Genomic DNA, 22035 nt, shown 5'->3' on the forward strand with positions numbered 1-22035 from the left:
GAGCCGGCTTGCCGGCGAAGCGTCCAGAAGAAATCCGGGGGGCAGGTCTTGCTTTTTGCCTCACAGTACAAGCAAACGTACAAAAGGCGGAGGGTTAACCAAATATACTCCGCCCTCTTCTCCCCAAACAACCGCTTCATTGTCGCCATCTGAAGACGGGGCAAAAGCACTGTCGCCAGGAGCGGCACGCAGGAGACGCGTGACCGATGCGGCTGCGGGCAGTGCCCCGCGATCTAACGCCGCCCCCCGCCCCTCTTGTATAATCTGGCCTTTATCCACACGCGATCGGCCAATAACGTGTCAAACAGTCTAGCCCCACGCGACGTCTCCACTTTCCAGAACCTGATCCTGGCCCTGCAAGAATTCTGGGCCGCGCAAGGCTGCGTGCTGATGCAGCCCTTGGACATGGAAGTGGGGGCCGGCACTTTCCATCCGTCCACTTTCCTGCGCTCCATCGGCCCGGAGCCGTGGAACACCGCTTACGTACAGCCTTCGCGCCGCCCCACCGACGGGCGTTACGGCGAGAATCCCAACCGCTTGCAGCACTATTACCAGTTCCAGGTGTTGATGAAGCCCTCGCCGGCCAACATCCAGGAGCTGTACCTGGATTCGCTGCGCCACCTGGGCCTGGACCTGTTGGAGCACGACATCCGCTTCGTGGAGGACAACTGGGAATCGCCCACCCTGGGCGCCTGGGGCTTGGGCTGGGAAGTGTGGCTCAACGGCATGGAAGTCACCCAGTTCACCTATTTCCAGCAGGTGGGCGGCCTGGACTGCCGGCCGGTGTCCGGGGAAATCACTTACGGCCTGGAGCGCATCGCCATGTATCTGCAAGGCGTGGAAAGCGTTTTCGACCTGACCTGGGCCAAGGGCCCGCAAGGCGTCGTCACCTATGGCGACGTGTATCACCAGAATGAAGTGGAAATGTCCGCCTACAACTTCGAGCACGCTCCCGTGGAATTCCTGTTCTCCGCTTTCGACAACGCCGAAAGCCAGTGCCGCAGCCTGATCGGCGCGGACCTGCCCCTGCCGGCCTACGACCAGGTGCTGAAAGCCTCCCACGCCTTCAACCTGCTGGACGCCCGCCGCGCCATTTCCGTCACAGAGCGCCAGCGCTACATCCTCCGGGTGCGCGAGCTGGCCAAATCCGTGGCGGAGAGCTATTACCAGAAGCGCGAGAGCCTCGGCTTCCCCATGTTGCAAGGAGGCAAAGCCAATGGCTAATACCCGCGACCTGCTGTTCGAACTGGGCACGGAAGAACTGCCGCCCAAGTCCCTGCTGACCCTGTCCCGCGCCCTGGAAAGCGGCGTGCGTGCCGGCCTTGCCAAAGCCGCCCTGCCCCACGGCGAGATCGTCTCCTACGCCACGCCGCGCCGCCTGGCGCTGTGGATCAAGGAGCTGGCGGTGCAGCAGCCGGACCAGAGCGTGGAGAAGCGCGGTCCGGCGCTGAACGCCGCCTACGGTGCGGACGGCCAGCCGACCAAGGCCACCGAGGGCTTCGCCCGCAGCTGCGGCACGACGGTAGACCAGCTCATCACCTTGAAGACCGACAAGGGCGAGTGGCTGGGCTACCACCAGCACATCAAGGGCCAAGCCGCCCAACAACTGGTGCCCGACATCCTGCGCCAGGCCCTGGCCGGCCTGCCCATCGCCAAGCGCATGCGCTGGGGCGCAGGAACGGCGGAATTCGTCCGGCCGGTGCAGTGGGTGGTGCTGCTGTTCGGCGGTGAAGTGGTACCTTGCGACATCCTCGACATCCCCGCCGGCAAGCTCACCTACGGCCACCGTTTCCACTATCCGGCCGCCATCGCGCTGAACAGCGCGGCGGAATACGCCGACCAGCTGCGCGCCGCCAAAGTCACCGCCAATTTCGCCGAGCGCCGCGAGCAGATCCGCCTGCGCGCCAACGAAGCCGCCGCCGGGGTGCACGGCATCGCCCACATCGAGGAAGACCTGCTGGACGAGGTCGCCGCCCTGGTGGAATGGCCGGCCCCGGTGCTGGGCGGCTTCGACGCCCGCTACCTGGCCCTGCCTCAGGAAGTGCCCATCACCACCATGCAGGCCAACCAGAAGTACTTCCCGGTGAAGGACACGGCCGGCAAGCTGCTGCCCCACTTCATCACCTTCGCCAACCTGGAAAGCAAGAACCCCGACTCGGTGCGCAAGGGCAACGAGCGCGTGGTGCGCCCGCGCCTGGCGGACGGCGAGTTCTTCTGGAACCAGGACCGCAAGAAAACCCTGGAAAGCCGCGTGCCGGCCCTAGGCAACATCGTGTTCCAGAACAAGCTGGGCACTTTGCTGGAAAAAACCCAGCGGGTGCAGAAGCTGGCCCAGGATCTGGCGGAACAGCTCTCCGCCGACGGCACCCTGGCCCAGCGCGCCGCCTATCTGGCCAAGGCGGACCTCTTGACGGAAATGGTCGGCGAATTCCCCGAGCTGCAAGGCACCATGGGCCGCTATTACGCCCTGGCCGAAGGCGAACCGGCGGAAGTGGCCCAGGCCATCGAAGAACAGTACATGCCGAAAGGGGCCGGCGGCGAGCTGCCCGCCAGCCAAGTGGGGCAAGTACTGTCCTTGGCGGAAAAGGTCGACACCCTCACCGGCATTTTCAGCGCCGGCCTGATCCCCACCGGCGACAAGGACCCCTACGCCCTGCGCCGCGCCGCCTTGGGCGTGGTGCGCATCGCCATCGAGAAAGGCCTGGAATTCGACCTGCCGGAACTGCTGGGCCACGCCCTGGCCGCACTGCACCATCCCTTCGACAAGGACGCCACGCAGAAGGCGGTGCTGGATTTCATCCACGAACGCCTGAAGAGCTACAGCCTGGACAAGGGCCACACGCCGGACGAATTCGAGGCGGTGCTGGGCGTCGCCCCCGGCAGTCTGCACGACTTCGCCCGCCGCCTGGCCGCCGTGGCCGAGTTCCGCCAGCTGCCGGAAGCCGAAGCCCTGGCCGCCGCGAACAAGCGCATCCGCAACATCCTGCGCAAGGCGGAAGGCGAAACGGTGGGCAACGTGGACGCGGCGCTGTTGCAGGAAAGCGCCGAGAAGGCGCTGTTCGAAGCGGCCAAGCAAGCCCGCACCGACACGCTCTACCAGCTGGAAAACCGCGACTACACGGGCGCATTGAAACGCCTGGCGCAGCTGCGGCCGGAAGTGGACGCCTTCTTCGACGGCGTGATGGTAATGGCGGAAGACGCCGCCGTGCGGCAGAACCGCTTGGGGCTGTTGGCGTTGCTGGAAGGCTTGTTCCTGGACATCGCCGATATTTCCCGCTTGCAGGCCGGCTAAGGTAGGTCGGGTTAGCCCAGCGTAACCCGACGTTTACCGCGATTCGTTGGGTTACGGCGGAGGACCGCCTAACCCAACCCACATCGAAATCCACAACCGCTACCCCATGCCCTGGATCATCCTCGACCGCGACGGCGTCATCAACCGGGACTCCGACGCCTTCATCAAGTCCCCGGACGAATGGGTTCCCATCCCCCGCAGCGTCGAGGCCATGGCCGAGCTGAGCCGGCACGGCTACCGCATCGCCGTCATCACCAACCAGTCCGGCATCGCTCGCGGCCTGTTCGGCCTGGACGCCTTGGAAGCCATGCACGACAAAATGCGGAGTCTGGTGCAAACGGCCGGAGGGCAACTGGACCGCATTTATTTCTGCCCGCACGGACCGGACGACGGCTGCGATTGCCGCAAGCCGAAAACCGGCCTGTTCGAGCGATTCGCCCGCGACACCGGCGCCGACTTGCGCGGCGTCCCGGCCATCGGCGATTCTTACCGCGATTTGCAAGCCGCCGCCGCCGTGGGCTGCCGGCCCATGCTGGTGAAAACCGGCAAGGGCCTGCGCACCCAGGCCGGCCATCCCCATTTGCCCTACCCCGTCTTCGAGGATTTGTATGACGCCGTCCAGCACCTCATCGCCCAAGCCTAGGCTGGGCCTCATCCTGCGCTCCGCGGCGTTTTTCGCCGTGATGTGCCTCATCACCCTGGTTATCGGGCCGGTGATGGTGCTCAGGCGCAAAGCGCCTTTCGCCGTCCGTTACGGCCTGGCGCAATATTGGGTGCGTTCGGTGCTGGCGGCCCTGGAGAAAATCTGCGGCTTGCGCTACGAAGTGCACGGCGTCGAGCACATCCCGCCGCAAAACGGCGTGATCCTGAGCAAGCACCAGTCCGCCTGGGAAACCATCGCCCTGCAGGCGATCTTTCCGCCCATGGCTTTCGTGCTGAAGCGGGAGCTGCTGAAAATCCCCGTATGGGGCTGGGCCATGGACACCTGCGAACCCATCGCGATCGACCGGGGCGCCAAGTCGGCCGCGTTGAAGCAGTTGTTGCAGCAAGGCGAGCATCGCCTCAACCAGGGCCGCTGGGTGGTGCTGTTCCCGGAAGGCACCCGCGTGCCGCCCGGACAAAAAGGCAAGTACGCCGGCAGCGGCGGCATGCTGGCCCAGCGCGCCGGCTGCCCGGTGGTGCCGGTGGCGCACAACGCGGGGGAATTCTGGCCCAGGAACGGCTTCCTCAAGCGCCCCGGCGTCATCCAGGTGCGCATCGGACCGCCCATCGACACCACCCGGCACAAGGCCCAGGAAATCGTCGATCTGGCCGAGCATTGGATCGAAGCGCAAATGGCGGAAATCAGCCAAGCCCGCCAGCCGTGAAGGGAGCGCCGGCTACTCGTCGTGCTCCCGCAGCAACCACAGCATATGGGTTAAGGACTGGCTGTTTTCTTCCCTCAGCCGCTGCAACAGCTTTGGAATGTACTCGCGGTCGTGGCTGGCTTTTTCGGTAAACGCCCGGATCAGCTTGACCACCAGCGCGTCGGTCACCCCCCCGTGCTTCCCCGCCATGCCCACCAGCATGAAACGGACGATGGCGTAGTTGCACACCAGCTCGCGATAAGCCTCCATGGCGCTGGCGCCGACGATGGGGAATAAGCGGCGAAACGCCTCGCTGACCAGGTAATTTTCCAGAATGTACTCGCGCTCGGCGAAAAACGGCTTGTAATAATCGCGGTAGGCCGCCTCGTAGCGGGCCACGATCGCGTCGTCCTGCAACGCCTGCCCCCCGCCATGGAAAGTATCCAAGGCGTCCACCAGGCATTCGGCCAGCCTGGGCTTGGCGCCGTTCGCCAGGGAGCCGGAAAGGATGCCGCCGATGACATAGAGCTTGAACCGCTGGTTCGGCCCCGACTGGAGCAGCTGGGCCTCCACCGTTTCGGCCACCTCCAGCGCCTGGGAGTATTCGTCGATGACGAGCCGCAACGCGCCCATATCGCGAAACCCTTTCCTGCCCATTTCCCGGTCGATGTGCTCCGCGAATAAGCCCAGCAGCGCCAACCGCGTGTTGACGCTGACGCCGCGGCGCTGCAGCACCTCGATGCTGAAAAAACGCAGCTCGCTCCACACCAGCATCTGATCCGCCGGCAGGTTTCCGCTGGGAGGAAAACGGCGCGTAACGCTATTACGCCGGATCAACTCGGAGGATTGCTCTCCCATCACGAAACGGATGGGCTCCGGCCGCAACAGCGCCACCCGCACGACCTCAGGACAGGCCAGGGTCAAGGCGTACTCGGCTTTGTCGCCGAAGCTGTTGACCACCCGGGGAAACATGGCGCACACATCGGGCAACGCCGATTCGCCCAGGGCTTTATGGATGCGGCACAGCTGGCTCTCGTCGAGAAACGGACAGCGTTTTTCTTCGGTCAATTGCAGGATGCCGTATTCCCGCGGCGGCGGCTCTTCGTACGCCGGATTTTTTCGCACGGAACGCCGGAACAAAGGCGCCAGCTCAGGATTCGGGTGGTTTTGATAGGCGTCGTAGGTATCGCGATCGACGGTGATGGTCCAGCCGACGCAACAGTTGTCCTCGCATTCCGCCCCGAGGCAATGAAAGTCGGCGTAATAATCCGGCGTCAGAACCGGCGGTAGCGTGGTCATAGGGGAGGCTGCGATGGCTTTTGGGTGGCGGCGCTAAACACCGCGGTCGGGCGACTATGCCAGCAGCCGCGCCGCTGCTTCAAGGCGTCCTGGCCGCGCTGTGACCGCGTTGGCGCATATCGTGACGCCGCAGGCTTACCGCGGGCTTACCCCTAAGCCCGCCGTGCAAAAAACGCCGCCCGGGAGCAAACGAAATCGGAACCGGGCTCGCCCGCTATAATGGGCCGCTTTTCCCTAATCCCGGATCCGCCATGACCACGCTTTACGGCATCAAAAACTGCGACACCGTGAAAAAAGCCCGCCGCTGGCTGGAGGAACGCAGCGCGGATTACCGCTTCCACGACTTCCGCGCCGATGGCCTGGATCGCGCCATGCTGGAGCGTTTTGAAGCCGCCCTGGGCTGGGAAACCCTGCTCAACCGCAAAGGCACCACCTGGCGCCAATTGGACGATGCCGCCAAGAGCGGCGTGGATCGGGCCAAAGCGCTGGAACTGATGCTGGCCCAGCCCAGCCTCATCAAGCGGCCGGTGCTGGAATACGACGGCGCGTTCCTGATCGGCTTCGACCCCAACCGGCCCTGGCCGCCGACGCCCCAGGCGACCTAGCCCCGAATGAAGGTAACTTTGCCGTCGAAGGCGATTTTGACCGGCCCCGCCACCTCTTCGCGAACCTCCAGGCAAGCCCCGCCCATTTCCACGTACACGCCGGGATAAACGCCCTTGCGGACCAGGATTTCCCGCACGCCGGCCGCCAGCTCGCGCTGCTTGCCTTCGTGGAAGCGGGCATCGGCTTCCTCCATCTGCTTGGCGATTTCCGTCAAGCGCAGCAGCAAGCCGCGCAGTTCCTGGCGTTGCGTCGCCGAGATATGGGCCAGGACCTCGGGATGGACTTTGTACTGCTGGACCTGATCGTTGATTTTCACCCGCTCGGCGTTGAGCGCGTTTTTTTGGTGATCGTGCTGCTTCAGCTCCCGCAGCAAGGTATAGTCCCTGCCGGCCACCACCCGAGTTTTCATGTAGCTGGCGTTGCCGAGGTGCTTGGCCTCCACGCCCTTCAGGGCCACGACCTCGCCGCCGTAAATCGAACCGTTGCCGCAGCGGACGACACCCAGGCAATAAACGTGGGAAGCGATGATTTCGTTGGCGATCACCACGTCCCCCGCCACTTCGATGCAGCAATCGTCCAGGTATTTGGCGGTTAGATTGCCGCCGCAGACCACCTTGCCGGCCTTGGCGCCGTGGATACCGGAATCCACGACGATATTGCCCTTGGCATGAAGGGTGGCGTCGTACACCGCGCCTTTGACGACGATGTCCCGGTCCGAATAAATGACGTCACCGCTGGCGACATCGCCCCGGATTACCACGTTGCCGGCGAAACGGATTTCGCCGCCGTCCGGACGCGCGTCCCCCTCGACGACGTACTCGTCCACCACATCCAGCGTGTTGCCGTGCAAAATCGGCGCACCGCGTATTTTTCCGGAAAACGCCTGCACGCCGTCGACGGTTTCCTGCGCAACGTTCTTGCCGGCGACGATGGCCGCCCGATGCACCGGCGCCACCGGCACCTCCGTCCCCAGCACGGTCTTGCCGGGCTTGCCCGGCACGGCCGGTTTCAGCACCACCAGCCGCTCCCCCGCATCGAACATGGCCAGGGGATTCTGGTGTTGCAGCTTCCAGTGCTGGGCATCGATGGTCTGCCAGCCGGGCCGACGGGCGAAGCGGAACTCGATTTCCGCGTCCTGCCCCGGCACCGGCTTGACGCCTTCGGCGGCGACCACGCCTGCCGCCTCGCCCTGGGCGAACGCTTGTTTCAGCGCCTCTTGGGAAATGCCGAAAACGATGCCGAGACCGCCGAGATAACGCAGCAACTCCGGCAAGCCGGCCTCGGGATGGTCGAAGGAGACCGTCGCCCGGTAGCCGTCCGCGTCGACCGTCACCCGGAAGCAGGGCGACACGGCCACGGCGTTGCCGACCACCGCCGCGTAGCCGTCGGCCGCCGCGACGATCCTCTCCCCCGCCTCGTCGTATACGGCGTTTTCGCCCAAGCGAATCTCCAGCGCCTCCCCCGGCCGGGCGGGGATATGCTCGCCGAACACGTCGACGCCGAAGCGGCCTTCGCCCGGCGCCAGCATCGCGGCCAACTCATCGCCTTGTTTCACCGCGCCGTCCGGCGTCGTGAAGCAAGGCTGCAAACGGCTGTTTTCGCCGTCGACCGGGGCGACGCCCGCAGCGATTTTCGTATAGGACGTGGCGCTGAACGGTTCGAGCAGGCCGGCCAGCATGCTTTCGACCAAGTGCTCGTCGATTTTCGCCACCACGCCTTTTTCCGCCAGCAGCGTCTTGATGCTGCGCAGGGTGGGCCTTTTCCTGCCGTCGACGCTGCTGACGGCCAAATAGAGGCTCATGCGGTCTTCGCTGACGAGAACATGGGTGTCGCCGGCCCCATCGGAATGGGACAACAGCAAACGGCAATTCGCTAGCCTTGGCTCGAGCATCGTGCTTGTTGGGTCCTGGTGGTTAGTCGTCGCTTCCATCGGCCCTATATTCCGCGAAAAACGCCCGCGCGCCAACTGCAAGCGGGGATTTCGCCCTGGAACCGACAAACGCCCCGGGGCGGTTATAATCCCCGCCTTGCCAACGCCGGCCGCCGGCCTTTCATCGACTTGGACATCAAACCGCACGCCACCCCGACATGACCGACACCCTGCAACTCACCCAAGCGCTCATCCGCCGCCGTTCCCTCACCCCGGACGATGCCGGCTGCATGGAGATCGTCGTCGAACGCCTGGAACCGTTGGGCTTCAAAGCCGAATGGCTCAACTTCGGCGACACCAAAAACCTGTGGCTGCGGCGCGGCACGGCCAACCCGCTGTTCGTGTTCCTCGGCCACACCGATGTGGTGCCGTCCGGCCCGGAGGATAAATGGACCTCGCCGCCGTTCGAGCCCGCCATCCGCGCCGGCAAGCTGTACGGCCGCGGCGCGGCGGACATGAAAAGCGGGGTGGCGGCCATGGTGGTGGCGGCGGAACGTTTCGTCGCCCAGCATCCCGACCACCGGGGCTCCATCGCCCTCTTGCTGACCAGCGACGAGGAAGGCGATGCCAGCGACGGCGTGGTGAAGGTGGTGGAAGTGCTGCAAGGGCGGCAGGAAAGCATCGACTGGTGCCTGGTGGGCGAACCGTCCAGCTTCGACCGGCTGGGGGACGTGATCCGCGTCGGCCGGCGCGGTTCCCTGTCGGGCCGATTGAAAGTGTTCGGCGTGCAGGGCCACGTCGCCTACCCGGAGCGGGTGAGGAATCCCATCCTGAAGTTCGCCCCGGCCCTGGACGAGCTGGCCAAGGAAGTGTGGGACGAAGGCAACGAATTTTTCCCGCCCACCAGTTTCCAAGTGTCCAACATCCACGCCGGCACCGGCGCGGAAAACGTCGCGCCGGGCGAACTGGCGGTGCTGTTCAACCTGCGTTATTCCACCGAGCTGAACGAAGGCATCATCAAGCATCGCGTCGGCGCCATCCTGGACAAGCACGGGCTGGATTACGAGCTGAACTGGCACTCCTCCGGCAAGCCGTTTCTCACCCAAGGCCAGGCCCTGGTCGGCGCGGTGCAATCCGCCCTGACCGAAGTGCTGGGCGCCCCGGCCCGCCCCGACACCGGCGGCGGCACCTCCGACGGCCGTTTCATCGCCCCCACCGGCGCGGAAGTGGTGGAGCTGGGGCCGCTGAACGAATCCATCCACAAAATCGACGAGCACGTGCCGGTGGAAGACTTGGAAAAGCTCGCCGCCGTTTACCAAAAGGTCATGCAAGGCCTGCTGCTATAAAACCCGCCATAAAACGGACACCGCCATGACCGACAAGAAATTCTCCGCCACCCTGCCCCGCCGCCGCTACTGGAGCGACGCCCTGGACAACGCCGCCGCCTGCCCCGAATGCGGCGCGGCACTGGAACCAGACTACCACTGCTACGTGATGGTGATCCGCGAAAAGAAGAACAACACGCCGTATCTCACCGGCAACCGCGACGGCAGTTTTTGCCCGCAATGCCCGGTGGTGGTGCTGGATACGCAAGCCTTCGCCAAAACCGCCAAAGAGAACAGCCGCCAAGCCAACCCGCTGTTCACCATCCTCGGCATCGTCGACCTCGCCGCCGTGCCGGAGGACAAGCGGGAACAGGAGTTCGGCGACGACAATCCCGTCCCCCTCGTGGAATTCCTCAACATCGACGACGAAGTGGCGGCCAGCCACGACCCCATCGTGCGGGAATCCCCCAAAACCGGCCGCAACGATCCCTGCCCCTGCGGCAGCGGCAAGAAATTCAAGAAATGCTGCGGCGCTTGAGCGAACGCTGACCGGATCGCGCGGACGCTTCTTGGCGGCGCGCCGCCCAAGGGAACCGTCCGCGCCTTAGGCGGGGCGTGTCGAACGCCCACGCCTTAATCCCGCCGCCTCCGCTCGGAAGAAAAGCGCTTGGCCCGCTGCCGCCGCCGACCGGCTGCTAGAATGAAACCATGAAAAGCTTGTATGCCCCCATCGAACCGTTCGCGGTCCACAAACTCGCCGTGGGCCACGGGCACCACGTATGCGTGGAGGAATGCGGCAATCCCCAGGGGTTGCCGGTGCTCTTCCTGCACGGCGGCCCGGGCGCCGGCTGCAAGCTCCACCACCGCGGCTTCTTCGACCCCGCCCGCTACCGCGCCGTCCTGCTGGACCAGCGCGGCGCCGGCCGTTCCACGCCCCACGGCGGCTTGCAGCACAACACCACGACCCATTTGCTGGAAGATTTGGAAGCGGTGCGCAAAAAGCTGGGGATCGAGCGCTGGCTGCTGTTCGGCGGCTCCTGGGGCGCCGCCTTGGCGCTGCTGTACGCGCAAAAGCACCCCAAGCGCGTACTGGGCCTGGTGCTGCGCGGCAGTTTCCTCGCCCGCCCCAGCGACCTGGACTGGTTCCTCGGCGCCGGCGCCGGCCGCATCTATCCGGAAGCCTGGCAGCGCTTCCTGCACAGCGTTCCGCCGGAACACCGCGACGCCCCCATCCCCCACCTCTACGCGCAGATCACCGGCGACGACGAACTGGCCCAGCGCCGCGCCGCCCGCGCCTGGATGTTGTGGGGCGGCCAGGTGACCCTGGGCGAGGACTTCGACCCGGCGCCCCTGGACAAGCATTTGTCCCAAGAACAATTGCACAAGGCCCGTATCGAGCTGCACTACGCCGCCCATCGCTACTTCCTGGCGGACAATCAGATTCTCGATAACTGCCCCGCCATCGCCCACCTGCCGGCCGTCGTCATCCACGGCCGCAAGGATCTGGTATGCGTCGCGGAAGCGGCGTTTTCCCTGCACCAAACCCTGCCGGAATCGGAACTGCGCATCCTGCCCGACGCCGGCCACATCGCCGAAGGAGACTCCATGATCGACGCCCTGGTGGACGCCGCCGACCGCATGGCCGAGAGGCTACAGCCATGAACCGCCCGCAACGGCTGGTCATCGGCATGACCGGCGCCACCGGCGCCGTGTACGGCTTGCGCTTGCTGCAAGTGCTGCGGGAGATCGGCGGCTGGGAAACCCATCTGGTCATCTCAGACGCCGGGCTGCTCAACCTCAAGCACGAGCTGAACCTGAGCCGCCAGGACATCCGCGCCTGGGCCGACGTGACCCACGGCATCGACGACATCGCCGCCAGCATCGCCAGCGGCGGTTTCGTCACCGCCGGCATGATCGTCGCCCCCTGTTCCATGAAAACCCTGGCGGCCATGGCCCACGGCTTCGGCGACAACCTCATCAGCCGCGCCGCCGACGTGACGCTGAAGGAACGCCGCCGCCTGGTGGTGGTGCCGCGGGAAACGCCCCTCAACCTGGCCCATATCCGCAACATGGCCGCCGTCACCGAAATGGGCGGCATCATCTACCCGCCCCTGCCGGCGTTTTACGGCGGCGAGAAAACGCTGGAAAAGCTCATCGACGAAACCGTGGGACGCATCCTGGCCCTGTTCGGCGTGGCGGCGGACCATCTTTACCAGCCGTGGGAAGGGCTCAAGCAGCCGCCCGACTGATTCGAGGGCGGCCGGCCATCGATCGCGGGCATTTTCCCGGCGTCGGCACTACAATCAATCCGTCGTCGGCTGATCCCTCCACCATGGACTTGCGCATACCACCGCTGCATCCTGCCGTAAAATACCTCTTGGCGCTGCCGGCCGCCGTCGGCCTATACGCCCTGCTGGGCGGCGTCGGCGTGCCGTGGCTGTTGCGCGGCCAATTGACGCAATGGACGGCGCAGCATCCCGAATTCACCGCCGGCGTCGAGCGCATCCGCTACAACCCGTTCAGCGCCAAGCTGGCCCTGAAAGGGCTGGATCTGGCCGTGGCCGGCCCGGCGGCGCCGCTGCGCCTCCGGGTCGCGGAACTCTCGGCCAACGCGGAAGTCTGGGCCAGCCTGGGCGGCAAGCGCCTGGTGCTGGACGAAATCCGCGTCGCCGCTCCCGAACTGGAGATCGGCGACGCCGCCGCCCTGGCCGGGCTGTTCGCCGGCCCCGACGGCGGCGAGGCCGCCCTGCCGGTGCGCATCGGCCGGCTGGTGCTGGAAGAGGGCCAAATCCGCCAACCGGCCGGCGGCGCGACAACCTCCATGCCGCTGCAATTGGAGGGTATCGACTTCCAATTGGACCATTTCTCCAGCGACGGCGGCGAACCGGCGTTCCTGCAACTGGAAGCCCAAGCCGACAACGGCGCCAAGCTGTCTGCCCACGCCAGCCTGAGCCTGTCCCCGCTCGCCGTCGACGCCGCGCTGTTCGTGGACGACCTGCCGCTGCAACCGCTGTGGCAGCGTTATGTGGCTATGCCAAGCCTATCCTTGCAGCAAGGCGCGGCCTCCCTGGCCACCCCCATCGCCTACCGGGCCGACAGCGGGGTCGTCATCGGCCCCGGCACGCTCAAGCTGCGAAATCTGGACTTGCAGGACACGGCGCAGCAAACCGCCCTATTGCAGGCGCCGGCGGTGGAACTTCGTCGCGTCACCGTGGACTTGCGAAAGCAGCGGGCCGAAATCGACGCCATCGAGGCCGACAAAGCCCAAGTAGCCGGCTGGATAGCCGCCGGCGGCGCATTGAACTACTCGGGATACGGCAAGGACGAAAAGGACGGCGGCGCGCCGCCCGCCTGGCATTACCGCATCGGCCGAGTGGGGTTGACGGAAGCGCAACTGCGCTTGCAGGACCGCTCCCGCGCCGACGGCGCCAGCCTGACCCTGGCGCCTTTGTCGCTGACCTTGGAGGCGTTGGGCAACGGCGCCGACGCGGCCCCGCTCAAGCTGGCCCTGGAGAGCGCCGTCAACGGCCAAGGCCAGCTGCAGCTGGGCGTTACAGCCGGCAAATCCGGAGAGGTCGCCGCCGACATCAAGGCGCAGCGAATCGACCTGACCCCCTTGGACGTTTATCTCCAACCCTTCACCAAAGTGAAATTGACGGAAGGCAACCTCGACCTGGCCGGCCGCCTGGATTATCGCGGCGGCGACGCGCCCCAGGTGCGGTTCGAAGGGGAAGCCGCCGTCAACGACCTGGCCGTGGAGCGCCGCGACGACAATACGGACTTGCTGCGTTGGCAGCGGCTGCACCTCAAGGGCGTCAGCCTCGGCTATCCGCAAGGGCCGCTGAACATCGCCGAAGTCGTCGCCGAGCAGCCCTATGCCCGCATCGCCATCGAAGCCGACCAAACCCTCAACTGGGCCAAGTTGGCCGGCGGCGAAAGCAAAGCCTCCCAACCCGGCCCGGCTTTCCCGGTCGCCATCGGCGCCTTGCGCATCAGGAACGGCATGTCGGATTTCGCCGACCACACGCTGCGGCCGGAGTTCGCCGCCACCATCCATCGGCTGGACGGCGACATCAAGGGACTGTCGTCCAATCCCGACGCCCGCGCCTCCCTGCTGCTGGAAGGCCAGGTGGACCAGTACGCCCCGGTGCGGGTGCAGGGCATGCTCAACCCGTTCCGGGCCGGCGCCTATACCGACATCGAAATGCACTTCCACAACATGGACCTGACGCGGCTGTCGCCCTATTCGGGCAAATTCGCCGGCTACCGCATCGAAAAAGGCAAGCTGACCCTGGACCTGCGCTACCGCTTGGAAAACCGCAAGCTGGACGCGGAGAACCAGGTCATCATGGACCACCTGACCCTGGGCGAACGGGTGGAAAGCAAAACCGCCACGTCCCTCCCCATCGGCTTGGCCATCGCCTTGCTGCGCGATTCCGACGGCAAAATCGACATCCACCTGCCCATTTCCGGCAACCTGGACGATCCCAAATTCAGCCTGCGCGACCTGTACGCCCAGGCCATCACCGGCCTCATCACCAAACTGGTGAGTTCGCCCTTCACCGTGCTGGGCAATCTGCTGGAAGGAGACGCTGAGGAATACGGCCGGGTGGCGTTTTTCCCCGGCAAGGCGCTGCTTTCGCCGCAACAAAAGGACAAGCTGCTCAAGCTGGCCGACGCGCTGCAACAGCGCAGCGGCCTGAATCTGGAGATCCGCGGAGTGACCGACCCGGAACGCGACCGCGCGGCCCTGCCGGAAGTGCGCCTGCAAAACCGCATCCGCCATCAATGGCGGGACGAACTGCGCGCCAAGCGGGTGGAACTGACGCCGGAGCGCCGGCGCCAGCCGGTGCCCGAAGGCGATTACAAACGGCTGCTGCTGGCGCAATACAGCAAATTCGGCCTGGGCACGACGCAAGACGCCGAACTGGCGCACCAAGCGCTGCTGGCGAAACTGGCGGTCACCGACACGGATTTGCGCCAGTTGGCGCAGCGGCGGGCGGAGCGCATCCGCGAATTTCTGGTGAAGGACGGCGGCATCGCCGAGCAGCGGGTTTACCTGCTGGACGTGCTGGTGGAATCCAAGCCGGGGCGGGAACTGGAATCGCTGCTGCTGCTCAACGGCTCCTGACCGGATGACCGCCCGCCGCCAGCGGCGGACTAGGCCGGACCGCCGTTGTCCGTCTCCAGCATGGCGATCACCGCGTCCAAATCGCCCCGCCGGTACAACCCGAGGAAGGCCTCCACCACCGCCGGATCGAAGCGAATGCCGGCGCCGCGCTCGACCTCGGCGGCGGCCTCGTCCAGCGGCCAGGGCTCTTTGTAGGGGCGGCGGCTCGCCAGGGCGTCGAATACGTCCACCACGGAAACGATGCGGGTCGCCAAGGGCAGCTCGCCGGACGGGCGGCCTTCCGGATAGCCCTTGCCGTCCCAGCGTTCGTGGTGATGCAGCGCGATCTCCTGGGCCAAGCCGAGGAAATGGTCGTGGCCGAGGATGGAGGCGCCGATCAGGGTGTGCTGCTGCATGATGGCGAATTCTTCCGGCGTATAACGCCCCGGCTTGTTCAGCAGGTCGTCGGCGATGCCGATTTTGCCCACGTCGTGCAGGCGGCTGGCGCGCCCATACAACTCCGCTTCCTTGGCGTCGACGCCCATTGCCACCGCGACCAGCCGGGTGTAGGCGTCGATGCGGTTGATGTGGCGGCCGGTATTTTTATCCTTGAACTCGGCGATCTCCGCCAGCATGTCCACGGCGTGCTCGTAGGAAGCCTGCAAATCGATGTGCAGCCTCAGGTTTTCCAGGGCGCTGGAGCATTGGTTGGCGACCATTTGCAGCAAATCGCGATCCGCTTGCGACAAATCGTCGGTGGGCTCGACGTAGATGAAGCCGGCCGTGCGCTGCTGCACCCGCAAGGGCAACACCAGGGCGTGGCCCGACAGCGAAGCTGCCGGGTTGTCGCTTTCCAGCGCTTGCAGGCACAAGGCCCGCACCGTCGCGAAACGGCGCTCGTCGCGGAAAGCGTCGGAGCGGGCCTGGATGGTGACGTCGCGGCCGTCGATGGTGGCGATGACGCCCTCGATGGTGCTGATGAAGCTGCTCTCGTCCAAACGGCACAGGCCGATGACCTGGGTCAGCACGCCTTCGAAAAAATCGCTGAGGGAAGTGCTGGAGATGCGGTAGATGTCCGGCGTCACTTCCAGCACGCGGGACAGGCCGCGCCGGTTCAGCTCGATGATTTTCAGGTCGCGGTAGGCTTTGATGGCCGTGCGCACCGTGGTGTAGAGCCGCTGGGCGGTGAGCTCGGTTTTGTCCTTGTAGTCGTCGATGTCGTAATGGTCGATGACGTAGCGCTCCGGCGCGACGCCGGGCTGGCCGGTGCGTATGACGATGCGCACCATGGCGTTGCCCAGTTCGTTGCGGATGTACTCCACCAGTTGGAGGCCGGCGTTGTCGGTTTCCATCACCACGTCGATCAGCGCCACCGCGATGTCGCCGTGCCGTGCCAACAACGCCTTGGCCGCCTCGGCCGAGGAGGCCTCCAGGATTTCCAGTTCGCGGTTGGCGAAGCGGAAGTTCTTCAGGTTGAGCCGCGTCAGGCTGCGCACGTCCGGCTCGTCGTCCACCACCAGCACTTTCCAAACGTAGTGCGGCTCGAAATCGACGACGTCCTGACTCGACGGTGCGGTGCGGCGTACAAGCTTCATAAATGGGTTTGCGGCGATTTTTCCGGGAACGTGGAACAACTATAGTCGGCCGGCACGACGATATGGAAACGGCTGCCGCGCCCGGCCGCGCTGGCGCAATGAATAGTACCACCCAGCTTGCCGGTGACTATCGTATAGCACAAATACAGCCCCAGCCCGGTCCCGCCGTGGGAGCGGCGCGTGGTGTAAAAGGGCTCGAACAAATGGGCGGCCGTCTCCTCGTCCATGCCGGCGCCGTCGTCCGCCACGTCCAGACACAACCGGCCGGTCGAGTCCGGACGGACGACGAGGTCCAACCGCCCGGCGCGGGTGCCTTCGGCAAAAGCGTGTTGCACGCTATTGAGCACCAGATTGGTCAGCACTTGGTCGTACAGGCCGGGAACGCCCCGCACCCGCAAGCCTTCCGGACAGTCCAATCGCACATCGATGGGCGCGCGCTTGAGCAGGTTGTGCAGGGCCAACAGCACGTCCTGGATCAGCTCGCCCAGGTCGAATTCGCGCGACTGCTCCGACACCTGGTCCACGGCGGTGCGCTTGAAGCTGCGCACCAGGCCGGCGGCGCGGCGCAAGTTGGCCAGAGCCAAGGTCGACGATTCGCCGAGAATATCCAACTGGGCGCGCAGTTCATCCTCGCGCACCTCGTCTTCCGCCAGCAGCGCCTCGATGTCGCGCAGGGCCTCCTCGCCTTGGGACACCGCGCCCACCGCCACGCCCACCGGCGTGTTGATCTCGTGGGCGAAGCCCGCCACCATGCGCCCCAAGCCGGCCAGGGTTTCGCTTTGCACCAGTTCGTTCCTGGCCTGGTCCAATGCCGCGATGCTGCCTTCCAAATCCAGCCAACGGCGGCGCAGCTGCGCCAGCGCCCAACCGCTCAGGCCCGCCACCAGCAGGAAAACCGCCACGTGCTGGGCGACGGTTTTGCGCACGCTAGGCGCCGCCGCCGCCTCGAAAGGCGCGAACGATTGGCTGACGCTGATGCCGCCGCGCACGTCGCCCAGCTTGTAGCCGTGCTGGCCGTGGCACTTGAGGCAGGTCTCGTTGACGTACAAAGGCGCCATGTAACGGAACTGCGCGCCGCCCGACCCTGCTTCCAGGCTGCTGGCCTCGTGCCCCTTGCCGTCGACGAAATCCTGCAAGATGGCCCGCTCCCAGGCATCCGCCGCGTTGCCGGGGCGGATCGGATCCAAGCTGGTGATGTGGAACACCACCTGGCTTTCTTTCTGCGCGATTTCCGCGATCAGCCGCGTCATGTAGGCGGGATTGATCATGGTTAGCCGCTGGCCGTCGGTGGTGGTTACGTCCCGGCGCGGATGCCGCAAATAGGGGTTGGGTTCGGTGGCGGCGTCCACCGGCACGTATACCGCCTCGTGGCTGGCGTTCCACTGGCGGGTGAGCCACACCATTTCGAACATATTGCGCGCGCCGGCCAGCGCTACTTGAAGATTGTGGCGATGGATGTCCTGCAGGCTGAAATGCAGCGAAACGGCAACGATGGCCGCCCACAGCGCCAATAAGCCCCACCAGTAACGGCGCTGCAACAGAAAAGGCGGAATGGCCGGGCGGGAGGTTACGGGCAACTCCGCGACGGCCATGGGAAACCTAGAAGTCCCGCCGGCCGTTGAAGGCCAGGGATAGGGTGGCGCCGTCGATGTATTCCAACTCGCCGCCCAGCGGGACGCCGTAGGCGATGCGGGTGGTGCGCACGCCGTAACGTTGGGCCATTTCGCCGATGTAGTGGGCGGTGGCCTCCCCTTCCACGGTGGTGTTGGTGGCCAGCACCACCTCTTTCACCTCGCCGGCCGCCAGGCGCTGCTCCAAAAGATCCATGCCCAATTCGGCGGGACCGATGCCGTCCAGGGGCGAGAGACGGCCGTTGAGCACGAAAAACACGCCGCGAAAGCAGCCGGCCTGGTCGATGGCGTAAACGTCCGTGGGCATTTCCACCACGCACAACTGGCCGTGGTCGCGGTTGGCGCTGGCGCACAGGGAACATAGCGGCTCTTCGCTTAAGCCGCGGCATTGCTCGCAGTAGCCGATATGCTCCACCGCCGCCAACAGGCTTTGCGCCAAGGCTTTCGCGCCCTCGCGGTTGCGCAGCAGCAAATGGAACGCCATGCGCTGGGCCGATTTCGGCCCCACGCCCGGCAGGCAGCGCAACGCGTGGATGAGCTGCCCCAAATGCCCCTTGGCCTGCATGGCTTAGAACGGCAGCTTGAAGCCCGGCGGCAGCGGGATGCCGGACGTGAGGCCGGCCATTTTTTCGTCCTTGAGCTTGTCGGCGCGGCGCACCGCGTCGTTCACCGCCGCCACCACCAAGTCCTCCAGCATGTCGCGGTCATCGCCCAGCAAGCTGGGATCGATGGCGATTTTCAGCATTTCCTTGCGGCCGTTCATGACCACTTTCACCATGCCGCCGCCGGCTTCGCCGTTCACTTCCAAGGCGGCCAGTTCTTCCTGGGCCTTCTGCGCGTTTTCCTGCATGCGCTGCGCTTGCTGCATCAGTTGGCCGATTGCGTTTTTCATCATGTCATCTCTCACGAATCCGGAGGTTTTAAGCTTTACTGGCGTTTATTAAGCTTGAGCTTTCGCCTTTATACATCAATCGACTCAAGCCCGTCTTTCCGGCGGGGACTGCCGGCATGGCGTTGTAATTTGCGTTTGCGTGGACCACAAGAATCGAGGCCGGTGTCGGCTGGACTCGACGATTTAGTCCAACGGCTGAATGGATCCCGGCACCACCTGGGCGTCGAATACTTCCTGGAACGCCGCCACCGTGGCGTCCCCTTCGATTTCCCGTTCCGCCGCCTGCTGGCGCTCGGCCTTGGCGCGGGCCAGGTGCTCGGCGGGGGTTTCCTGCTTGACCTCGGCGCTTTCCCGGATGACCAGCTTCACGGGAGTGCCGAAGTAATTCTGCAGCGCCTTGTGCAGATTGCCTTCCACCTGCTTGGTGCGCAAATGCTGGTGCTTAGGGTCCAAAACCAGCGTGCAAACGCCGTCGTCCACCCCTTGCAGCACACAGTTGGCCGCCAGCTGCTGGGTCATGCCGACGATGCCCATGGCCTGGATCATTTGCAGCCAGTCCTGCCCCGCCCCGGCCGCCATGGGGGCGGCGGGAATCGAACCCGCGTCCGCAACCGGCGCTGCGACGGGGGCCGGCGCCTGCGGCGGGGCCGCAACCGGACGCGGCTCGGCGATAGCCGGCCGGGGCAAGGGCGGCGGGGCGGGACGCGCCGGCGCGCTGGGTTGGGCCGTCGTCCGCGCCGGCGTCGCGCCGGCCTCGTCGGGACGGAACGCCAACATGCGCAGCACCGCCATTTCGAAGCCGCTGCGCGGGTCCGGCGCATAGGGCAGATCGCGCCGGCACAGCAGGCCGATCTGGTAATACAGCTGCACGTCTTCCGGCGCCAGCTTGCCGGCCAGCTCCAGCAAGGCCTCGGCGTGCTCGTCGCCGCGCGCCGTGTCCGGCCAATGCTGGGCCAGGGCGATATGGTGCAACAGCACCAACAGCTGCTGCAACACGTCGGAGAAGTCCACCGCGTGTTCGTCCAAGGCCGCCACTTTTTCCAGCACCGCCGGGCCGTTGCCCTCGGCCAGGGCGCGCAGCAGGCCGAAAATCGGCTCGCGCGGCACCGAACCGAGCATGGCGTGCACCGCCTCGCTTTTCACGTCGCCCATGCCGTGGACGATGGCCTGATCGAGCAAGCTGAGGCCGTCGCGCATGCTGCCGTCGGCCGCCCAGGCCAGGGCACGCAGGGCTTCGGCTTCGTAGACGATGCCTTCCTGGTCGAGCACGTGGGCCATCTGCCCGGAAATCTGCTCCGGCGACATGCGCTTCAGGTTGAACTGCAAGCAGCGCGACAGCACCGTCACCGGAATCTTCTGCGGATCGGTGGTGGCCAGCAGGAACTTGACGTGCAGCGGCGGCTCTTCCAGCGTCTTCAACAGCGCGTTGAAGCTGTGGCCGGAAAGCATGTGCACTTCGTCGATGAGGTAAATCTTGTAGCGGCCCTTGGTGGGCGCGTACTGGGCGTTTTCCAGCAGGTCGCGGGTGTCTTCCACCTTGGTGCGGGAAGCCGCGTCCACCTCGATCAGGTCGACGAAACGGCCTTCGTCGATTTCCTTGCAGGACGGGCAAGCGCCGCAGGGATCGAACGCCTGGCGGTTTTCGCAATTGAGCGCCTTGGCCAGAATGCGGGCCAAAGAGGTCTTGCCGACGCCGCGGGTGCCGGTGAACAAATAAGCGTGATGGGTACGGTCGCGCTCGAGGGCGTGGGTGAGCGCTTTGACCACGTGCTCTTGCCCAACCACCTGGCTGAATGTGCGCGGACGCCACTTGCGTGCAAGAACCTGGTAGGCCATGGTCTGAGCCGAAGGGGGAGGCGTGTGGGAGAAACGTGGCGGCGGTCCTGCCAGCCGCACCCCGGCACCCGAATCCACTGCTGCCGCTGCTCCCTTCCGGGCCTGACGGGGTTCACAATGTATCGTTGCGGGGGGACCGACAGGCCCACCAGTATAGCGTTAGTCCTGCATCAGGACGAGAGGAATTATGCCCGATCCGGCGACGGATGGCAACCGGAAGGTGCGCGGTGGTTGGCCGTGGGCAAGGCGCGCACGACACAAACCGTGGAGTCGCCACGATGCTTGCCGCTCACCGTAACCCGCCAAGCGGTCTACACACCGCCTGTATAGAAAGCAATGAATGGGGGCTTCAATCGCGAACGGTGCGGTTCGCCGACTCACCGCACCCTACGGGCTAGGTGAAGGCTATAAATATCTTCTCGGTACATATTTACCTATGAAGCGGATGCCTTGTTGCCTAACGTGGAGCTAACCGGCCTGCGCGGCTTTTGGCGCAGGGCCGGTTGAGAGCAGGGTTAGCCGCGCCTTCAATACAGGCTCAAGGATATCGGCTCTCTTCACTGCGCTTTCAATAGTGATTTCGTCGTTCGCATAAAGCTCCCATAGCTCGCGCATTTCTGGCTCTAGCTTCTCGATGGCCATTACCCCGGTATTTCCTGTCGTTAACCCAACCCATATATAGCTTGCAGCAGCTTCGACGGTGTCGATACCTTTCTTATACCACTGCTCGGATTGAACCGTGACGTCTAGACCACCAGACCAGTGCAAGTAGGCAGAGACCTTCCCACTGTGTTGAATAAGCGCTCGGTTGTCCCATGCCGTTATTGGCACCCCAGCGGGAGCCATTGCCTTTGTAAACGCCACAAGCCGCTCGTATCTTGGGATGAGTTTTCCAATAATTTCGTTGAGCTTATTGGCATTGCCACTGCACCTCTTGTACTCGCGAGCTTCCAATTTCGTGCCAACGCCAACAATCAATTGCTCAAACAACAGTTGCTCAATGGCGAGCCGCGTCTCAAGTGCGGCGTATTCGAGAGCGCTGATATTTTTAAATCGAGCCATGAAAGAGCCTTGTACGCACGACCAGACGACTCGAAGAAATTTGTCTCGGTGACAATTTCATTAGGAGCGCGTTGCGTGAAGGTTGGGATCGGCATCGTGCGACTAACGTGAAACTAAGGCGCGCGCCTCAGGCGCGTCCCAGCGACCGGAGGGAGCGAACTTGAGCGTAGC

The 22035-nt window shown here is 64.9% G+C and carries 18 protein-coding genes and 1 other RNA gene; 10 read left to right on the forward strand and 9 right to left on the reverse strand.

The features are described 5' to 3' along the window. Window positions 1-297: 297 nt before the first annotated feature. The 4 genes from glyQ to K5607_RS12010 all read left to right on the forward strand — a co-directional run bounded on the left by glyQ (window position 298) and on the right by K5607_RS12010 (window position 4659). Window positions 298-1224 (forward strand): glycine--tRNA ligase subunit alpha, encoded by a 927-nt coding sequence (gene glyQ, locus K5607_RS11995; RefSeq protein WP_054772921.1) that lies wholly within the window; start codon window positions 298-300, stop codon window positions 1222-1224. Further along, on the forward strand, window positions 1217-3292 hold the full coding sequence (glyS, locus tag K5607_RS12000) for a glycine--tRNA ligase subunit beta (protein ID WP_221047135.1): 2076 nt from the start codon (window positions 1217-1219) through the stop codon (window positions 3290-3292). Before glyQ ends, glyS begins: the two co-directional genes overlap by 8 nt. 106 nt (window positions 3293-3398) lie before the next feature. Beyond that, complete coding sequence (gene gmhB, locus K5607_RS12005) at window positions 3399-3935, forward strand: D-glycero-beta-D-manno-heptose 1,7-bisphosphate 7-phosphatase (protein WP_054772920.1); 537 nt, start codon at window positions 3399-3401, stop codon at window positions 3933-3935. Further along, complete coding sequence (locus K5607_RS12010; protein WP_221047136.1) at window positions 3901-4659, forward strand: lysophospholipid acyltransferase family protein; 759 nt, start codon at window positions 3901-3903, stop codon at window positions 4657-4659. Before gmhB ends, K5607_RS12010 begins: the two co-directional genes overlap by 35 nt. A gap of 12 nt (window positions 4660-4671) precedes the next feature. Here the strand turns inward: K5607_RS12010 and fliB are convergent, their stop codons facing one another. Next, the gene (fliB, locus tag K5607_RS12015) at window positions 4672-5937 is read right to left on the reverse strand and encodes a flagellin lysine-N-methylase (protein WP_221047138.1); all 1266 of its coding nucleotides are present in this window, start codon (window positions 5935-5937) and stop codon (window positions 4672-4674) included. A gap of 251 nt (window positions 5938-6188) precedes the next feature. On the opposite strand from fliB, the gene K5607_RS12020 reads away from it, so the two are divergent. Further along, window positions 6189-6542: an ArsC family reductase gene (locus tag K5607_RS12020; RefSeq protein WP_221047140.1), complete on the forward strand. Its 354-nt coding sequence runs from the start codon at window positions 6189-6191 to the stop codon at window positions 6540-6542. On the opposite strand, the gene K5607_RS12025 is transcribed toward K5607_RS12020, so the two are convergent. Then, entirely contained in the window at window positions 6539-8434 is a 1896-nt protein-coding gene (locus tag K5607_RS12025) for a FapA family protein (protein ID WP_221047141.1), read from the reverse strand. The two genes, K5607_RS12020 and K5607_RS12025, sit on opposite strands and share 4 nt — an antisense overlap. Window positions 8435-8631: 197 nt before the next feature. On the opposite strand from K5607_RS12025, the gene dapE reads away from it, so the two are divergent. From dapE to K5607_RS12050, 5 genes are all read left to right on the forward strand, one after another. After that, window positions 8632-9759, forward strand: a complete 1128-nt coding sequence (dapE, locus tag K5607_RS12030) for a succinyl-diaminopimelate desuccinylase (RefSeq protein ID WP_221047142.1) — start codon at window positions 8632-8634, stop codon at window positions 9757-9759. Window positions 9760-9784: 25 nt separating this feature from the next. Beyond that, window positions 9785-10276: an SEC-C metal-binding domain-containing protein gene (locus K5607_RS18260; RefSeq protein WP_343222904.1), complete on the forward strand. Its 492-nt coding sequence runs from the start codon at window positions 9785-9787 to the stop codon at window positions 10274-10276. A gap of 170 nt (window positions 10277-10446) precedes the next feature. After that, window positions 10447-11400, forward strand: coding sequence for a prolyl aminopeptidase (pip, locus tag K5607_RS12040; protein WP_221047143.1), 954 nt, complete (start codon window positions 10447-10449; stop codon window positions 11398-11400). After that, a complete protein-coding gene (locus K5607_RS12045) occupies window positions 11397-11987 on the forward strand; it encodes a UbiX family flavin prenyltransferase (RefSeq protein WP_054774975.1) in 591 nt (196 codons plus the stop codon). The genes pip and K5607_RS12045 overlap by 4 nt, the downstream gene beginning before the upstream one ends. Before the next feature lie 83 nt (window positions 11988-12070). Beyond that, complete coding sequence (locus tag K5607_RS12050; protein ID WP_221047144.1) at window positions 12071-14869, forward strand: DUF748 domain-containing protein; 2799 nt, start codon at window positions 12071-12073, stop codon at window positions 14867-14869. A gap of 29 nt (window positions 14870-14898) precedes the next feature. On the opposite strand, the gene K5607_RS12055 is transcribed toward K5607_RS12050, so the two are convergent. The 7 genes from K5607_RS12055 to K5607_RS12085 form a co-directional block, all read right to left on the reverse strand. Next, on the reverse strand, window positions 14899-16443 hold the full coding sequence (locus K5607_RS12055; RefSeq protein ID WP_221047145.1) for a response regulator: 1545 nt from the start codon (window positions 16441-16443) through the stop codon (window positions 14899-14901). Continuing rightward, window positions 16440-18035: an ATP-binding protein gene (locus tag K5607_RS12060; RefSeq protein WP_221047146.1), complete on the reverse strand. Its 1596-nt coding sequence runs from the start codon at window positions 18033-18035 to the stop codon at window positions 16440-16442. The genes K5607_RS12055 and K5607_RS12060 overlap by 4 nt, the downstream gene beginning before the upstream one ends. A gap of 7 nt (window positions 18036-18042) precedes the next feature. Next, window positions 18043-18639 carry a recombination mediator RecR gene (recR, locus tag K5607_RS12065; protein ID WP_221047147.1) on the reverse strand — a complete coding sequence of 199 codons (597 nt, stop codon included), beginning with the start codon at window positions 18637-18639 and terminating at the stop codon, window positions 18043-18045. A gap of 3 nt (window positions 18640-18642) precedes the next feature. Continuing rightward, entirely contained in the window at window positions 18643-18966 is a 324-nt protein-coding gene (locus K5607_RS12070; protein WP_246598849.1) for a YbaB/EbfC family nucleoid-associated protein, read from the reverse strand. 183 nt (window positions 18967-19149) lie between these two features. Next, a complete protein-coding gene (gene dnaX, locus K5607_RS12075) occupies window positions 19150-20802 on the reverse strand; it encodes a DNA polymerase III subunit gamma/tau (protein WP_221047149.1) in 1653 nt (550 codons plus the stop codon). Window positions 20803-20847: 45 nt separating this feature from the next. Then, window positions 20848-20944: signal recognition particle sRNA small type (gene ffs, locus K5607_RS12080), an RNA gene on the reverse strand. Between the two features lie 326 nt (window positions 20945-21270). Then, on the reverse strand, window positions 21271-21864 hold the full coding sequence (locus K5607_RS12085; RefSeq protein WP_054774362.1) for a hypothetical protein: 594 nt from the start codon (window positions 21862-21864) through the stop codon (window positions 21271-21273). Window positions 21865-22035 lie beyond the last annotated feature (171 nt).

The sequence above is a fragment of the Methylogaea oryzae genome, from assembly GCF_019669985.1.
Classification (GTDB): domain Bacteria; phylum Pseudomonadota; class Gammaproteobacteria; order Methylococcales; family Methylococcaceae; genus Methylogaea; species Methylogaea oryzae.

Bases quoted from the DNA above. Each gene is read 5' to 3' on its own strand.
- glyS (WP_221047135.1), top strand. From the start codon at position 1,217: ATGGCTAATACCCGCGACCTGCTGTTCGAACTGGGCACGGAAGAACTG.
- gmhB (WP_054772920.1), top strand. From the start codon at position 3,399: ATGCCCTGGATCATCCTCGACCGCGACGGCGTCATCAACCGGGACTCC.
- K5607_RS12010 (WP_221047136.1), top strand. From the start codon at position 3,901: ATGACGCCGTCCAGCACCTCATCGCCCAAGCCTAGGCTGGGCCTCATC.
- fliB (WP_221047138.1), bottom strand. From the start codon at position 5,937: ATGACCACGCTACCGCCGGTTCTGACGCCGGATTATTACGCCGACTTT.
- K5607_RS12020 (WP_221047140.1), top strand. From the start codon at position 6,189: ATGACCACGCTTTACGGCATCAAAAACTGCGACACCGTGAAAAAAGCC.
- K5607_RS12025 (WP_221047141.1), bottom strand. From the start codon at position 8,434: ATGCTCGAGCCAAGGCTAGCGAATTGCCGTTTGCTGTTGTCCCATTCC.
- dapE (WP_221047142.1), top strand. From the start codon at position 8,632: ATGACCGACACCCTGCAACTCACCCAAGCGCTCATCCGCCGCCGTTCC.
- K5607_RS18260 (WP_343222904.1), top strand. From the start codon at position 9,785: ATGACCGACAAGAAATTCTCCGCCACCCTGCCCCGCCGCCGCTACTGG.
- pip (WP_221047143.1), top strand. From the start codon at position 10,447: ATGAAAAGCTTGTATGCCCCCATCGAACCGTTCGCGGTCCACAAACTC.
- K5607_RS12045 (WP_054774975.1), top strand. From the start codon at position 11,397: ATGAACCGCCCGCAACGGCTGGTCATCGGCATGACCGGCGCCACCGGC.
- K5607_RS12050 (WP_221047144.1), top strand. From the start codon at position 12,071: ATGGACTTGCGCATACCACCGCTGCATCCTGCCGTAAAATACCTCTTG.
- K5607_RS12055 (WP_221047145.1), bottom strand. From the start codon at position 16,443: ATGAAGCTTGTACGCCGCACCGCACCGTCGAGTCAGGACGTCGTCGAT.
- K5607_RS12060 (WP_221047146.1), bottom strand. From the start codon at position 18,035: ATGGCCGTCGCGGAGTTGCCCGTAACCTCCCGCCCGGCCATTCCGCCT.
- recR (WP_221047147.1), bottom strand. From the start codon at position 18,639: ATGCAGGCCAAGGGGCATTTGGGGCAGCTCATCCACGCGTTGCGCTGC.
- K5607_RS12070 (WP_246598849.1), bottom strand. From the start codon at position 18,966: ATGAAAAACGCAATCGGCCAACTGATGCAGCAAGCGCAGCGCATGCAG.
- dnaX (WP_221047149.1), bottom strand. From the start codon at position 20,802: ATGGCCTACCAGGTTCTTGCACGCAAGTGGCGTCCGCGCACATTCAGC.
- K5607_RS12085 (WP_054774362.1), bottom strand. From the start codon at position 21,864: ATGGCTCGATTTAAAAATATCAGCGCTCTCGAATACGCCGCACTTGAG.